We start from the raw sequence: 14923 nt of genomic DNA, 5'->3' as shown, positions 1-14923 counted from the left end.
CAGAAATCTGTCAAGGGCCGATTGTGGCAGTGTTGCTTTTCGGCGGCCCGATCCGGCGGCGAGGCCCGTGGTGAACGATTGTTAAGCTTGGCCTCTTCCAGCCGGATTCCCCCCCGCGATACACTGGGTCGAATCATCTAGACGGTGATCCGTGCGCCGGTCGCCGCCGGACGCGGAGGGGGCGGCGTCGCGCCGTGCGGGCAGCGTGTCTGCGCCTCACCGGCGGCGATCGGAGGCGGGGCGGATCATGAGGCTCGAACGGACGGTGCGCGCAGGGATGCGTGCCGGCGGTCTGGCCGTCGTTCAGGCCTGCGGCATGATGCCGGCGGCCGCGCAGCCCGTGGTCCTGCCCGAGCTGCGGCACGGCCTGGTCGGCATTCCGACGCACATCTTCACTGCCTTCGCCGTCGTCAGCGGCATCACTCTCTTCGCGACCATCCTGTCGATCCTGTATCTGCGCGAGCGCAGCCGCTGGGGCAGCCGCGAACGGCATCTGCTCTCCGAGTTGGCGGCCCTGCGCGGCGCCCAGGACCGGGCCGAGACCCTCCTCAACGCCGAGCGGCAGGTCATCGTCACCTGGGCCGGCCGCGGCGAGCCCGCCCTGGAGGGGGATGCGAGTTTCGCGCTCGAAGGCCGGGTTGCCGGGAGCGGGCGCGCCCTCCTCGCCTTCGCGACCTGGCTCGCCCCGCAGGATGCTGCCACTCTGGAGGCGGCGACGGAGGCGCTGCGCCAGCGCGGCACTGCCTTTCGCTTGACCCTGCGCGGCCTGTCCGGCCGCTTCGTCGAGGCCCAAGGCCAGGCGGTGAGCGGCCGGGCGATGCTGCGCCTGCGCGAGACCACGGAGGAGCGGCGGGAGCTGGTGGAGCTGCGCGCCATCCTCGACGAGGCGCGCCGCAGCCTCTCCGCCCTCGCCACCCTGCTCGATGCCATCCCGCAGCCGATCTGGCATCGCGGGCCGGAAGGCAGCCTCGCCTTCGTCAACGCGGCCTATGTCGCGGCCGTGGAAGGCGGGACCCGCGAGGCCGTGATCGCGGAGGGCACGGAACTCTTCGACCGGAGCGCTCGGGACCAGATCGCCCGCCATGCCGGCCAGCCGGGGCCGGCCCGGCCGATGCGCCTGTCGGCGGTGGTGGCCGGCGGCCGCCGCATCCTCGATGTCAGCGAGACCGCGACGGAGGCCGGCCATGTCGGCATCGCCGTCGACGTGTCGGAACTGGAGAGCGTGCGCGCCGACCTCCAGCGCCAGATGGACGCCAATGTCCGCACCCTCGACCAGATCCCGACTGCGGTGGCGATCTTCGATGCCCGTGAGCAGTTGGTCTTCCACAACGCGGCCTATCAGAAGCTCTGGGACCTCGATCCCGCCTTCCTCGACAGCGGCCCCCGGGACGGCGAGATCCTGGAGAGCCTGCGCGCCGCGCGGAAGCTGCCGGAGCAGGCCGATTTCCGCTCCTGGAAGGCGGATGTCCTCGCCGCCTACCGCGCGGCGGAGGCGACCGAGACCTGGTGGTATCTGCCCGACGGCCGCACCCTGCGCGTGGTGGCCGATCCCAATCCGCAGGGCGGTCTGACCTACCTGTTCGAGGATGTCTCCGAGAGCATGAAGCTCGCCTCCCGCTACGACGCCCTGATGAAGGGGCAGGCGGAGACCCTCGACGCCCTGCGCGAGCCGGTGGCGGTGTTCGGCGCGGACGGGCGGCTGACGCTGGCCAATCGCGCCTTCGCCGCGATCTGGAAGGTCGACGAGAAGATGCTTACCGGCCGCCCGCGCATCGACGCGGTGATCGAGGCCTGCCGCATCCTCTCCCCCGACGAGGGGCCCTGGGCCGATATCCGTCAGGCGATCACCGGCCTGAGCGAGACCCGCGACGGGCTGGCTTGCCGCCTGCGGGTTGTCGACGGCACGGTGCTCGACTGCACCGCCCAGCCCCTGCCCGAGGGCGCGACGCTGCTCACCTTTATCGACGTGACCGCGAGCGTGAACGTGGAGCGGGCGCTCACCGAGAAGAACGACGCCCTGGAGCGCGCCGCGCAGCTGCGCGACACCTTCGTCCACCACGTCTCCTACGAGCTGCGCTCGCCCCTCACCAACATCATCGGCTTCACCCAGCTCCTCGGCGACGAGACGGTCGGCGCCCTCAACGAGCGCCAGCGCGAGTATTCCGAGCACATCATGCGCTCCTCGGCGGCGCTGCTCGTCATCATCAACGACATCCTCGACCTCGCCTCGATCGATGCCGGCTCCCTGGAACTGCAGCGCGAGACCGTGGACGTGCAGGCCACCGTCGAGGCTGCCCGGCGCGGCATCGAGGACCGGCTCGCGGAGTCCCAGGTCGCCCTCGATCTCGACGTGCCGGCCGACATCGGCAGCTTCAGCGCCGACGGCAAGCGCGTGCGCCAGATCCTGTTCAACCTGCTTTCCAATGCCGTGGGCTTCTCCGAGCCCGGTCAGCGCATCCGCGTCGAGGCGCGGCGCCGCGCGAGCGAGATCTGCCTGCGGGTGACCGACACGGGGCGCGGCATCCATCCCGAGGTCATCGAGCGCGTGTTCGAGCGCTTCGAGAGCCACACCCTCGGCACCCGTCACCGCGGCGTCGGCCTCGGCCTGTCGATCGTGCGCTCCTTCGTCGAGCTGCACGGGGGGCGGGTCGAGATCCGTTCCCGGCCGGGGGAGGGGACGCAGGTCTCCTGCTATTTCCCGGCGGAGGCGCCCGACGAAAACCGTGCTGCCGCCGAATAGTCGCTCACCGCCTCCGCGGTTTTGCGATAAGGATCCCAGTCGAGGACGAGAGCCCGCGCGGTGATGCCGGTGCGGGCGGGGGCGGTTTCGGAGAAGGCGATTGTCGACCAACGGGGACGAGGCGGCCCGGGCGCCGGCCTGGGAGATCGTGCTGCCGGAGGAGGGCGCCACCGAGGATCTCGGCCGCTTCCTGGCCGGCATGCTCCTGCCCGGCGATCTCGTGATGCTCGGCGGCGGCCTCGGGGCCGGCAAGACGACCATGGCCCGGGCGATGATCCGCGCGCTCACCGGCGACGACGTTCTCGACGTGCCGAGCCCGACCTTCACCCTGCTCCAGCCCTATGAGGGGGTCGGCGGCCGCAGCGTGATCCATGCCGATCTCTACCGCCTGCGCGGCTCCGACGAATTGGTCGAGCTCGGCTTCGACGAGTTGACCGAGGCGGCGATCACCCTGGTCGAGTGGCCGGACCGCCTCAGCCCGCGCGACAACCCGATCCTGTCCGTCGAATTGTCCCTGCGCCCGGAATTCGGCGAGGGCTCGCGCTTCGTGCGCATCGAGACCCGCAACGGCATGGAGGAGCGGCTCGTTCGCGCCCGCGCGATCCGGCGCCTGCTGGCGCAATGCGGCTGGGACGATGCCGACCGGGTGCTGATGCAGGGGGATGCCTCCTCCCGCGCCTATGAGCGCCTCGTCCGCCCGGAGACCGGCGAGACCGCCGTGCTGATGATCGCCCCACCCCGTCCCGACGGGCCGCCGGTGCGCGACGGCAAGCCCTACAGCGCCATCGTCAAGCTCGCCGAGAGCATCGACGCCTTCGTCGCCATGGACCGGGGCCTGCGGGCGCTCGGCTTCTCGGCGCCCAAGATCATCGCCGAGGACCGGCCGCGCGGTCTCCTCGTGCTGGAGGACCTGGGCAGCGAGCCCGTGGTCGAGAACGGCGCGCCGCGGCCGGAGCGCTACTCGGAGGCGGTGCGCCTGCTCGCCAAGCTCCATGCCACGCCGCTGCCCCTCAAGCTGCCGGTGGCCGAGGGCGTCGAGCACGCGCTGCCGCGCTACGATCTCGAAGCCCTGCTGTTCGAGACGGAGCTGATGCCCGAGTGGTACACGGCCCATCGCGGCCTGACCCTCGGCCCGGAGGCCAAGACCGAGTTCCTCGCCCTCTGGGCCGAGGCCCTTGGCGACCTCGTGAACGAGCCGGCGACCTGGACCCTGCGCGACTACCACTCGCCGAACCTGATCTGGCTGGCGGACCGGGGGGGGCTGGAGCGGGTCGGCCTGATCGACTTCCAGGATGCCGTGCTCGGCCACCCGGCCTACGATCTCGCCTCGCTCCTGCAGGATGCCCGGGTCGATGCCAGCGCGGAGTTCGAGCTGCGGCTGCTCGGCCTCTACATCCGCGAGCGCCGGGCCCGGGACGCGCAGTTCGACCTGGAAAAGTTCGCCCGCGCCTACGCCGTGCTGGCCGCGCAGCGGGCCACCAAGATCCTCGGCATCTTCGCCCGCCTGAACAAGCGCGACGGCAAGCCGGGCTATCTCGCCCATCTGCCGCGGATCGAGGGCTATCTCGCGCGCAACCTCAACCACGCCGCCCTGCAGGGCCTGCGGCGCTGGCACGAGACGCATCTGCCGGGCCTCGCCCCGGGCGGGCCGGCCGACCCGCCCGTCTGATGCGCCGACCGCGGGCTTGACGCGGCGGCGGCCTTGCCCACCATGCCGCCGCACCGGAGGGTGCCCCGTCGATTGGACCGGCCGCAGAGCCGCTCTCGCAAGGATGCCCGACCGGCATGAGCCAGCCTGCCATCACCCGCGCCTTCATCCTCGCCGCCGGCCTCGGCAAGCGCATGCGGCCGATCACGGCGACGCTGCCCAAGCCTCTGGTCGAGGTCGCCGGCAAGGCGCTGATCGACCACGCCCTCGACCGGGCCGCCGAGGGTGGCATCGCGGAGGCGGTGGTCAACGTGCACTGGCTGGCCGACCTGATCGAGGGCCATCTCGCCCGCCGGGATGGGCCGCCCCGCCTCGTCGTCTCCGACGAACGCGCCGCCCTGCTGGAGACCGGCGGCGGGGTGAAGAAGGCCCTGGCGCGCTTCGGCGATCAGCCCTTCGTGGTGTTCAACTCGGATTCCTTCTGGCTCGAGGGGCCGAAGCCCAACCTCGCTCGGCTGATCGACAGCTGGGACGGCGAGGCCATGGACATTCTGCTCCTGGTCGCGCCGACCGCGACGAGCCTCGGCTACGAGGGGGCGGGCGATTTCCTGATGGAGGCCGACGGGCGCCTGCAGCGCAGGCCCGAGAGCGGCGTCGCGCCCTTCATCTATGCGGGCGTGGCGATCCTCACCCCAGCCCTGTTCGCGGACACGCCGGAGGGCAGCTTCTCCCTGAACTTGCTGTTCGACCGGGCGATCGAGCGCGGCCGCCTCTATGGCCTGCGCCTCGACGGCCAGTGGCTGCATGTCGGCACGGCCGAGGCCATCGCTGCCGCCGAGCAGCGCGTCCGCGAGAGCGCGCAGGTTCCCTGATAAGCTACCGCTTGGTCAGGCCGCCGAGCACGTTGCGCAGGATCGCGTTGCCCACCTCGGTGCCGACCTTGCGGGCCATGGAGCGGGCGGCGTTGGCGATGACCTGCTCGGCGAGGCTCGGCGGCGGGCGGCGTCCCCGCCCGGCGGCCTTGCCTTTGGCCGGCGCCTCGGCCGCGCCGCCGCCGCCGAGGATGCCCCCGAGCCAGCCGCCGAGCATGCCGGAAAGGCCGCCCTCGGTCTGGCCCGCCGCCTCGGCGGGGGCGCTGTCGAGATCCTTGCGCTTGGCGAGCATCTCGTAGGCGCTCTCGCTGTCGACCGCCTCGTCGTATTTCCCGCGCAGGGGGCTCGCCTGGATGATCGCCGCCCGTTCCGCTGGGGTCAGGGGCCCGACGCGCCCCTGCGGCGGGGCGATCAGCGCCCGTTCCACCATCGAGGGCGTGCCCTTGGCTTCGAGGAAGCTCACCAGCGCCTCGCCGACGCCGAGCTCGGTGATGGCCTTGGCCACGTCGAAGCCAGGGTTCTGGCGGAAGGTCTCGGCGGCGGCGCGCACGGCCCGCTGGTCGCGCGGGGTGAAGGCGCGGAGGGCATGCTGCACCCGGTTGCCGAGCTGGCCGAGCACGGTCTCCGGCACGTCGAGGGGGTTCTGCGTCACGAAATAGACGCCGACGCCCTTGGAGCGGATCAGCCGCACCACCTGCTCCACCGCGTCGAGCAGGGCCTTGGGTGCGTCGTTGAACAGCAGATGCGCCTCGTCGAAGAAGAAGACCAGCTTCGGCTTGTCGAGGTCGCCGACCTCGGGGAGCTGCTCGAACAGCTCCGAGAGCATCCACAGCAGGAACGAGGCGTAGAGGCGCGGCCGCTGCATCAGCTTGTCGGCGGCCAGGATGTTGACGAAGCCGCGGCCCTCGCGATCCGTGCGCATGAAGTCCGACAGGTTGAGGGCCGGCTCGCCCAGGAATTTGTCCGCGCCCTGATTCTCCAGCACGAGCAGCGCCCGCTGGATCGCGCCGATCGAGGCGTTCGAGACGTTGCCGTAAGTGGCCGAGAGCTCCTTGGCGTTCTCGGACAGGAAGGTGAGAAGCGCCCGCAGATCCTTCAGATCGAGGACGGGCCACTGATTCTCGTCTGCCACCCGGAAGGCGATGTTGAGCACGCCCTCCTGGGTGTCGTTGAGCTCGAGGAGCCGCGCGAGCAGGAGCGGCCCCATCTCGGTCACCGTGCAGCGGATCGGGTGGCCCTGCTCGCCGAACAGATCCCAGAACACGGTCGGGAAACGGTCGGGCTCGTAGGGGATGCCGAGTTCCTCGGCGCGCTTCACGAAGGGCGGCTTGGCCTCGCCCGCGGCGGCGAGCCCGGAGAGATCGCCCTTGATGTCGGCGGCGAAGACCGGGACGCCGGCATTGGAAAAACCCTCGGCCAGCACCTGCAGGGTCACGGTCTTGCCGGTGCCGGTGGCGCCCGCCACCAAGCCGTGCCGGTTGGCGAGCCGCAGGGTCAGCACTTCGGGCTTGGGCGGTTTGCCCGTGCTGCGGCCCACCAGGATGGTGCCCTCGCTCGCCACACCCGTCATGCCGCCCTCGCGCCGTGAGCCGTCTCTGGGGATCTTATGGCCGGGCCGGCCCGCGGGATCCAGCGCCGGCCGCTGGCGCTCCCTTGATTTCCCCGGCCCCACGTCGGACAGACGGAGGCGTCAAGCAGAGGAAGCGTTTCATGGACGAGCTGATTGCCCGTGTCACCGGCCGGACGGGGATCGATGCGGCCACCGCGCAGACCGCCATCGGCCATATCCTGGCCTTCCTGCAGAAGGAGGGGCCGGCGACGGAGGTGAACCAGCTGATTTCGGCGCTGCCCGGCTCCGAGGCCGCCATCGCCCAGGCCAACGGCGCGGAGAATGGCGGCGGCCTGATGGGCATGCTCGGGGGCATGATGGGGGGCGGCGTGATGGCCCTCGGCCAGAAGCTGATCTCGGCCGGCGTGCCGATGAACCAGATGCAGCCCCTCGGCCAGGAGCTGTTCGCCTATGGCCGCGAGAAGGCCGGCGAGGACGTGATGGGCCCGATCGTCGGCTCGATCCCCGGCCTCAGCCAGTTCGTCTGAGGCAGCTGCCCCTCTCCCGGAGCCGCAGGCCGACTCCGGGAGACGTCCTGGGCCGCACTTCCGATGTCCCGCCGTTTCTCCGTTGAGGAAACGCGCGGGCTGTCACGACTGTCTTCCCGAACCGCCGCCCTGGGGGGCGTCTCCCGGATTCGCTGTGCTAGAAGCCCGGCGGGGCCGGGCGGAAAAGCCGCCAGCGGGAGCGTGCGCGTCGAATGGCAGAAGCGGAGCGGTTGATCGAAGCCGGCACGCCGGAATTCCGGCGCACCACCATCGCCCTCTTCGCCGCCGGCTTCTCGACCTTCGCCGTCCTCTACGGCGTGCAGCCGCTGCTGCCGGTCTTCGCCGACGTTTTCGCGGTCTCTCCCGCCGAGAGCAGCCTCGCCCTGTCGCTGCCCTGCGCGACCCTGGCCCTGTCCCTTCTCCTCGTCAGTCCGATCTCGGAGGTGCTGGGGCGCAAGCCGGTGATGACGGCCTCGCTCTTCGCCTCCGCCCTGCTGACCCTGGCCGCCGTCTTCATGCCGAGCTGGCACGGCTTCCTCGCGCTCCGGGCCCTGACGGGGATCGCCGCGAGCGGCCTGCCGGCAGTGGCCATGGCCTATCTCAGCGAGGAGATGCATGGCCGCGCCATCGGCCTGTCGATGGGGCTGCTCATCGGCGGCAATGCCCTCGGCGGGATGGTCGGCCGGCTGCTCGCAGGCATCATCGCCGATCACGCCTCCTGGCGCTGGGGCCTCGGCATCATCGGGGTTCTGGCGCTTCTGGCCGCCTTCGCCTTCCTCTACGGGCTGCCGGCCTCGCGACGGTTCGAGCGCCATGCCATGCGCTGGCGCGAGGTGCCGGGCACCTTCACCCAGCATTTCCGCGACGCCGGCCTGCCCTGGCTCTTCCTGGAGCCCTTCCTGCTGATGGGCGGCTTCGTCTGCGTCTACAACTATATCGGCTTTCGCCTGCTCGAGCCGCCCTTCGCCCTGAGCCAGACGGTGATCGGCGCGATCTTCGTGGTCTATCTCGCCGGTACCGCGAGCTCGGCCCTGACCGGCGAGATCGCGAGCCGGCTCGGGCGGCGCCGGGTGCTGTGGCTCGCGATCCTGCTCGGCCTCGGCGGCATCGCCCTCACGCTCTCCAGCAGCCTGATCCTGATCATCCTCGGCATCGTCGTGGTCACGGTGAGCTTCTTCGGCGCCCATTCCGTGGCCTCAAGCTGGATCGGCCGGCGGGCCCTGCGCGACCGCGCCCAGGCCTCGGCGATCTATCTCTGCATGTACTATCTCGGCTCCTCCGTCCTCGGGACGGCGGGGGGCTGGTTCTTCCTCCATTACGGCTGGACTGGGGTCGCCGCCTTCTTCGGCAGCCTCTACGGCGCGGCCCTCCTCGTCGCCCTGCGCCTGGCTCGCCTCGCACCCCTGCCGGAACGGGTCACCCCGCCGAAGGCCTAAATGGGCTGTAGAAGAGAGAGTGCTCGGGCACTCGAGCGAAGCTGGCGCCTCGGAGTCCGGTCGATCGAAGCGCTCAAGCGGACCCTTCTCCCCGTATGATGCTATCGTATTCACGGAAAGCGCGTTGCGTTTGGACTTTGCGCGGATGGCCTGCGGGCTAAGGTCCTGTGGGTACGGGCGGTGGTCTGGGGGGCTGTGCTTGCATCCGGTCTCGGCGGTGGAGGCCGACAGCGGCTGTCTACCTGGCGCTCTGGAATCACGCGGGCGGAAAGCGGGTCGGCTGCCGCTACAAGCGACTTGCCGCGCAGAAGGAATTGTAGTGCTGACTCGATGGGATGGAGCAGGCCGGCCGAGCGGTTGGCGCAGGCGGCTTGCGTTACGGTGGTGGCAGATCGGGAAAGTGATCCTATGACGCCTTCGTCGCCCGGCTGGCCCCGCCCCGACGGTGGGTTCACGCTGATCGCTCGGACAACAGCTAGGCGCCAGGTTTGATTTAGGGCGGGAGAATTTTATCTTAATACTGTGATATTTTTATTGATTAAATAAAAACTATTCTGGATGTCTTTTTGATTATTCGTAAATCTAGCACGGGAATCAATAATTAATAATATATTTTAGATATTGGCGCGCGCAGTTTCTCTATGTGCACTGTCGAAAAATTTGAATAAGTCAGATTGTCTAAATAATCTTTTTCTATTAATCGGTATATTTAAAACATTAATACAATGATAAGTATAAAATTTTTAATGCATAATTCCTGGCAATGACTCCAAGAAATTCAAATGTCTCATAATTTTTTAGATAAGTAGGACATAAGGCAGGTTTGATCGGAGGAATTCAAATGATTTCTGAGTCTATCATAGGATTTTGCTTCAGCTCGTCCCAATAGAACGATGAATTATTTTAAATTAACAAATCACATTCAGCATATTCGCTGGCCATCGGAATTAAATTTTTAGTCAATTATTCTCAGTCCCGCCGCTCCCGGAAAAAGTCGCGCAGCAGGGCGGCCCCCTCCGCTTCGCGCAGGCCGCCATAGACCTCCGGCGCGTGGTGACAGGTCGGCTGGTTGAAGACTCGGGGGCCGTGCTCGACGCCGCCGCCCTTCGGGTCCGCGGCGGCGTAGTAGAGCCGGCGGATGCGGGCGAAGGAGATCGCCCCGGCGCACATCGGGCAGGGCTCCAGCGTCACGTAGAGGTCGCAGCCCGTCAGGCGCTCGTCGTCCAGGGCGGCGCAGGCGGCGCGGATCGCCAGGATCTCCGCATGCGCGGTCGGGTCGCGCAGGGCCCGCGGCCGGTTGCCGGCGACCGCCAGGACCGTCCCGTCCCGCACGATCGCGGCGCCGACCGGCACCTCGCCGGCTTCGGCCGCCTCGCGCGCCGCCGCGAAAGCGAGGCTCAGGGGATCCGGGCCGGGTGCCGCCATGGGATCAGGCCGAGACGGCCTCCTCGCGAGCCACCGCGCGGTCGCCGATGTCGCGTCGGCAGAACCCCTCCGGCCAGTCGATCCGGGCGACGGCCTCGTAGGCACGGGCCTTGGCCTCGCGCACGCTGGCGCCCAGAGCCGTGACCGCGAGCACGCGGCCGCCATCGGCGACGAGCCGCTCGCCATCCTGGCGGGTGCCGGCCTGGAAGACAAGCACGTCGCCGGCGGTCACCGGCGCGACGCCCCTGATCGTCGAGCCCTTGGTCACGGGGCCGGGATAGCCCTCGGCCGCCAGAACCACCGTCAGAGCGACGCGGGCGTCGTCGTAGCCGATGGCGACGCCGGAGAGATCGCCCTCGGCCGCCGCCAGCAGGGCCGGGACGAGATCGCCGGTGAGGCGCGGCATCAGCACCTGCGCCTCGGGATCGCCGAAGCGGGTGTTGTACTCGATGAGCTTCGGTCCCTCGGCGGTCAGCATCAGTCCGGCATAGAGGATGCCGGCAAACGGCGTGCCCCGGGCCTTCATGCCGGCGAGCGTCGGCGCGATGATGCGCGCCATCACCTCCTGCTCAAGGGCGGGGGTGAGGATCGCCGCCGGGGAATAGGCGCCCATGCCGCCGGTATTCGGGCCCTTGTCGCCGTCATAGGCGCGCTTGTGGTCCTGGGCGGTCCCGATCGGGATCGCCCGCGTGCCGTCGCAGAGGGCGAAGAAGCTCGCCTCCTCGCCGAACAGGCATTCCTCGATCACGAGGGCCGCGCCCTCCGATCCGTCGAGGATCGCCCGCACCGCGGCCTCGGCCGCCTCCCGCGTCTCGGCCACGGTGACGCCCTTGCCGGCGGCGAGCCCGTCCGCCTTCACCACGATCGGCGCGCCGCGCACGGCGAGATAGGCGAGCGCCGGCTCCAGGGCCGTGAAGCGGGCGTAGGCCGCAGTCGGGATGTCGTGCTCGGCGCAGAGATCCTTGGTGAAGCCCTTCGAGCCTTCGAGCTGTGCGGCCGCCCGGGTCGGCCCGAAGGCCCGGATGCCCGCCGCCTGCAGGTCGTCGACGAGGCCCGCCACCAGGGGCGCCTCGGGGCCGACCACGACGAGGCCGATCCCGTTCTCCCGGCAGAAGGCGACGACCGCGGCGTGATCGCCCACGGGAAGGTCCGGCCGATTCTCGCCGTGCTGGGCCGTGCCCGGATTGCCGGGCGCGATGAAGAGTTTCGCGCAGAGCGGCGACTTGGCAAGGGCGAAGGCCAGGGCATGCTCGCGGCCGCCCGAGCCGATCAGCAGGATGTTGAGGGAAGAGCTGGTCATGGCGCCCTCCAAACCGCAAAACGCGCCGCCGGGGAAGGGCCATTCGAACGCGGCCGCCTCGATCCGGGGCACGGCGACTTCCTCCGCGAGCGCGCGGAACGCGAGCGGTGCCATCGACGTTGTTGAAAGCCATGCCGCTCTGCCGCAACACGACTCACCTTCCTCCGGCTCCGCCGCAGATCAGGCGTGTGACGCTTTCGGACTACGTGGTGAGCCGCCGGCCGACCTTCCGGGCCGTGAACGACAACCGCCGGCCGCGGCGGGCGCATCGGTGGCAATGGGCCGTCGGCATCGCCGTCGCGCCGACCCTGACCGTCGCCCTGATTCTCGCGGCCCTGCTCTGAGCCTCTCCGCTCGCGCGGCATCGTTCCGGCTTTACCTGGCCGGACGAGCCCCCTAGCGTCCCGCGCCATGGCTCTCGTCCCACCGCCCCGGCCTGCCCCCCCGCCCCTGAGCGGCGACACGCCGCCCTCCAGCGTGCTTGCGGGCAATGCGCCGGAATGGTCGGTCGGCGACCTCGCCGCCGCCCTCAAACGCACCCTGGAGGACCGCTTCGGCCATGTGCGCCTGCGCGGGGAGATCTCCGGCTATCGCGGCCCGCACGGCTCCGGCCACGCCTATTTTTCGCTGAAGGACGGGACCGCCAAGATCGACGCGGTGGTGTGGAAGGGCGTGCTCAGCCGCCTGCGGCAGAAGCCGAAGGAGGGCCTGGAGGTTGTCGTCACCGGCAAGATCACGACGTTTGCCGGCAAGTCCTCCTACCAGATCGTCGTCGACACGATGGAGCCCGCCGGCATCGGCGCCTGGATGGCGCTGCTGGAGGAGCGCAAGAAGCTGCTCGCCGCGGAGGGCCTGTTCGCGTCCGAGCGCAAGCGGCCGATCCCCTATCTCCCCCGGGTCGTCGGCGTCGTCACCTCGCCGACCGGCGCGGTGATCCGCGACATCCTGCACCGGCTGGAGGACCGCTTCCCCCGCCCGGTTCTGGTCTGGCCGGTGCGCGTGCAGGGCGAGGGCGCCGCCGAGGAGATCGCGGCGGCGATCGGCGGCTTCAACCAGCTTCAGCCCGGCGGCATCCTGCCCCGGCCCGACGTGCTCATCGTCGCCCGCGGCGGCGGCTCGATCGAGGATCTCTGGGCCTTCAACGAGGAGATCGTGGTCCGCGCCGCCGCCGCGAGCGCGATCCCCCTCATCTCGGCGGTGGGGCACGAGACCGACACGACCCTGATCGACTTCGCCGCCGATCGGCGTGCGCCGACCCCCACCGGCGCCGCCGAGATGGCGGTGCCCGTGCAGGCGGACCTGCTCGACCTCGTCGCCGATCTCGGCCGGCGGCAGGCGGGCACGATGCTGCGCCGGGTCGAGCGCGAGCGGGCGGATCTGCGCGCGCTTCTCCGCGCCATTCCCAACGCCGAAGCTTATCTCGGCTTCAAGCGCCAGCGGCTCGACCTCGCCGAGGCACGGCTCGGCCCGGCGCTGGCGGCCAATGCCCGCGATGCCCGCGAGCGCCTCGGCCTCGTCGCGGAACGCCTCGCCCGCCGCTCGCCGGCCCTCGCCCTGTCGCGGGCCCGGGAGCGGCTCGCGCGGATCGGCGAGGCGCCGCGCCTGGCGCTCCGGCACTTCACCCTCGCGAAGTCGCGAGAGCTCGGCTACCTCGCCGGGCGCCTCGCCCTGGCCCGGGGGGCGACCCTGGAGCGGGCCCGGGCGGTGGAGGCGCGACGGGCCGACCGACTGGCCACCCTCCGCAGCCTTCTGGAAAATTCGGGCGCCCGTCTGATCGAGCGCCGCCGCGACCATCTCGCCGCGCAGGGAGCCCTGCTCTCCTCGCTCAGCTACCGCGCCGTGCTCGCCCGGGGCTATGTGCTGGTGCGCGACGAGGCGGGCCAGCCTCTGCGCGACGCGGACGCGGCCCGCCGGGCCGCCATCCTCTCGCTGGAATTCGCCGACGGCCTCGTCCAGGCCCGGCCGGAGGCGGCGCCGGAACCGCCGCCACGCCCGAAGCCGGCGCCTCGGCGCAGCCCCGCGAAGGCGCCCACAGCGGCGCGGCAGGGCAGCCTGTTCGAGGCGTGAGCCGCGGGCCGGGCAGGCGCCCTCACTGACCCGCCAGGGCCTCCTGCACCACGGTCTTCACCAGCGGCGCGGCGGGGACGCTGCGCTGCCAGAGATGGCCGCTGCGGCCCTTCTCGTAGCCCTCGTTGTAGAGCTGGCGCATATAGGCGGTGTCGAAGCCGCGGGCGGTCGTGGTCTGGGGCGCGCTGCTGTCGATATAGGTGAGGTTGAAGCCCATGCCGTTGCGGCGGGAGAAGGCTTCGGTCGCCACCAGCGTCGCCCGGGAGCGGGCGCGGCTCGCCGTGGTGAAGGACTTCTCCACGATCGAGAGGGTGTTGTTCCGGGTCACGTCGAATTCCGGCTCCAGGCGGCCGTTGATCACGACGTAGATGTCGGCCTTGCCGGCCCGGCGCACGCGCCCGTCCTGCAGCAGGAAGGACTGCGGCAGGGTGAAGACCGGCGTCACCACCGAGCCGTCGACATGCATCTCCTGGAAGGCGCGGTTGTTCGCCTGCACGTCGAGGAGCTGCGGCGGGAACACCGCCGGGATGCTGGCGGAGGCCGTGAGCACGTCGGCAAAGAGCGAGACCGCGTTCGGCGCGCCGCTCGCGGCGATGGCGCCCATGTTCCAGATCACCGCCCGCTGGGTATCGAGGTTGGTCGTCACCACGAGCAGGCGGCGGCCCTTGGCATGCTCCTCGGCCACGGCGTTGAGCAGATCCGCGGTGACGTAGCGGCCGATCAGGTTGCGCAGGCGGCCGTCTCCGAACAGGCCGGAGCCGAACAGCACATTGGCGACGCTCGGCGACTGCACCAGCGTCTCGGCGATGCCGCTCGTATAGATCTCGGTGAGGTAGGAATCGTAGGCCGGCCCGAGGAAAGCGAAGGGCGCGATCAGGGCACCGGTGGAGACACCGGAGACGATCGAGAATTCCGGCCGGGTGCCCGAAGCCGTCCAGCCGTTGAGCACGCCCGCACCATAGGCGCCGTCGCCGCCGCCGCCCGAGAGGGCGAGATAGCTGAAGGCGGCGCGCCGGCGCTCCGCGTGGCCGGCCATGGCCACGAAATCGGCGGCGGAGGCATCGGCATTGGCCCGCACGCCGGCCATACCGGGTACGGTCGCCGCCTCGGCCTCGGCCTGGCTGTAGGGGGTGCGCGGCAGGGAGGAGCAGGCCGCCACGGACCCGGCAAGGGCCGCCGCCAGGAGCACCTGCGCGACGCGAAGACGACGGAGAATCGACATGACCTGACCGGCTCGGAGCAATGGCTCAGCTTAGCACGTAACGAGCTTGGCCGTTTCCCGTTCCCGCGGCAAGCGCGAGCAATCCCCGCGGGTGGCGCTTCCGCAGCCGGTTGTGG

At 70.2% G+C, this 14923-nt stretch carries 11 protein-coding genes; 7 read left to right on the top strand and 4 right to left on the bottom strand.

All coding sequences use genetic code 11. The features are described from left to right. Window positions 1-247: 247 nt before the first annotated feature. The 3 genes from MMB17_RS01985 to MMB17_RS01975 all read left to right on the top strand — a co-directional run bounded on the left by MMB17_RS01985 (window position 248) and on the right by MMB17_RS01975 (window position 5260). Window positions 248-2740, top strand: a complete 2493-nt coding sequence (locus tag MMB17_RS01985; protein ID WP_238312661.1) for a sensor histidine kinase — start codon at window positions 248-250, stop codon at window positions 2738-2740. A 100-nt stretch (window positions 2741-2840) separates the two neighbouring features. Beyond that, a complete protein-coding gene (tsaE, locus tag MMB17_RS01980) occupies window positions 2841-4409 on the top strand; it encodes a tRNA (adenosine(37)-N6)-threonylcarbamoyltransferase complex ATPase subunit type 1 TsaE (protein ID WP_241100890.1) in 1569 nt (522 codons plus the stop codon). A 116-nt stretch (window positions 4410-4525) separates the two neighbouring features. Beyond that, a complete protein-coding gene (locus tag MMB17_RS01975; protein ID WP_238312657.1) occupies window positions 4526-5260 on the top strand; it encodes a nucleotidyltransferase family protein in 735 nt (244 codons plus the stop codon). Window positions 5261-5264: 4 nt separating this feature from the next. On the opposite strand, the gene MMB17_RS01970 is transcribed toward MMB17_RS01975, so the two are convergent. After that, a complete protein-coding gene (locus tag MMB17_RS01970; RefSeq protein WP_241100889.1) occupies window positions 5265-6830 on the bottom strand; it encodes a helicase HerA-like domain-containing protein in 1566 nt (521 codons plus the stop codon). Between the two features lie 140 nt (window positions 6831-6970). Here MMB17_RS01970 and MMB17_RS01965 point away from each other — a divergent pair, with 140 nt between their 5' ends. Beyond that, entirely contained in the window at window positions 6971-7357 is a 387-nt protein-coding gene (locus tag MMB17_RS01965; protein ID WP_238312653.1) for a DUF2267 domain-containing protein, read from the top strand. 212 nt (window positions 7358-7569) lie between these two features. Continuing rightward, a complete protein-coding gene (locus MMB17_RS01960; RefSeq protein WP_241100888.1) occupies window positions 7570-8793 on the top strand; it encodes an MFS transporter in 1224 nt (407 codons plus the stop codon). A gap of 969 nt (window positions 8794-9762) precedes the next feature. Here MMB17_RS01960 and MMB17_RS01955 read toward each other — a convergent pair. Together MMB17_RS01955 and purD are read right to left on the bottom strand one after the other, a co-directional pair. Further along, window positions 9763-10218 (bottom strand): nucleoside deaminase, encoded by a 456-nt coding sequence (locus MMB17_RS01955; protein ID WP_238312621.1) that lies wholly within the window; start codon window positions 10216-10218, stop codon window positions 9763-9765. A gap of 4 nt (window positions 10219-10222) precedes the next feature. After that, window positions 10223-11518 carry a phosphoribosylamine--glycine ligase gene (purD, locus tag MMB17_RS01950; RefSeq protein ID WP_241100887.1) on the bottom strand — a complete coding sequence of 432 codons (1296 nt, stop codon included), beginning with the start codon at window positions 11516-11518 and terminating at the stop codon, window positions 10223-10225. Window positions 11519-11706: 188 nt separating this feature from the next. Between purD and MMB17_RS01945 the strand changes: the two genes are divergently transcribed. Both MMB17_RS01945 and xseA read left to right on the top strand, forming a co-directional pair. Next, window positions 11707-11862, top strand: a complete 156-nt coding sequence (locus MMB17_RS01945; protein ID WP_238312623.1) for a hypothetical protein — start codon at window positions 11707-11709, stop codon at window positions 11860-11862. A 67-nt stretch (window positions 11863-11929) separates the two neighbouring features. Then, a complete protein-coding gene (gene xseA / locus MMB17_RS01940) occupies window positions 11930-13585 on the top strand; it encodes an exodeoxyribonuclease VII large subunit (protein ID WP_241100886.1) in 1656 nt (551 codons plus the stop codon). Between the two features lie 22 nt (window positions 13586-13607). Here the strand turns inward: xseA and MMB17_RS01935 are convergent, their stop codons facing one another. Next, window positions 13608-14807: a patatin-like phospholipase family protein gene (locus MMB17_RS01935; RefSeq protein ID WP_241100885.1), complete on the bottom strand. Its 1200-nt coding sequence runs from the start codon at window positions 14805-14807 to the stop codon at window positions 13608-13610. Window positions 14808-14923 lie beyond the last annotated feature (116 nt).

It is taken from the genome of Methylobacterium organophilum (assembly GCF_022533465.1).
Lineage (GTDB): Bacteria > Pseudomonadota > Alphaproteobacteria > Rhizobiales > Beijerinckiaceae > Methylobacterium > Methylobacterium organophilum.
This window is presented reverse-complemented; position numbering and strand designations above follow the sequence as displayed.

Bases quoted from the DNA above. Each gene is read 5' to 3' on its own strand.
- MMB17_RS01985 (WP_238312661.1), top strand. From the start codon at position 248: ATGAGGCTCGAACGGACGGTGCGCGCAGGGATGCGTGCCGGCGGTCTG.
- MMB17_RS01975 (WP_238312657.1), top strand. From the start codon at position 4,526: ATGAGCCAGCCTGCCATCACCCGCGCCTTCATCCTCGCCGCCGGCCTC.
- MMB17_RS01970 (WP_241100889.1), bottom strand. From the start codon at position 6,830: ATGACGGGTGTGGCGAGCGAGGGCACCATCCTGGTGGGCCGCAGCACG.
- MMB17_RS01965 (WP_238312653.1), top strand. From the start codon at position 6,971: ATGGACGAGCTGATTGCCCGTGTCACCGGCCGGACGGGGATCGATGCG.
- MMB17_RS01960 (WP_241100888.1), top strand. From the start codon at position 7,570: ATGGCAGAAGCGGAGCGGTTGATCGAAGCCGGCACGCCGGAATTCCGG.
- MMB17_RS01955 (WP_238312621.1), bottom strand. From the start codon at position 10,218: ATGGCGGCACCCGGCCCGGATCCCCTGAGCCTCGCTTTCGCGGCGGCG.
- purD (WP_241100887.1), bottom strand. From the start codon at position 11,518: ATGACCAGCTCTTCCCTCAACATCCTGCTGATCGGCTCGGGCGGCCGC.
- xseA (WP_241100886.1), top strand. From the start codon at position 11,930: ATGGCTCTCGTCCCACCGCCCCGGCCTGCCCCCCCGCCCCTGAGCGGC.
- MMB17_RS01935 (WP_241100885.1), bottom strand. From the start codon at position 14,807: ATGTCGATTCTCCGTCGTCTTCGCGTCGCGCAGGTGCTCCTGGCGGCG.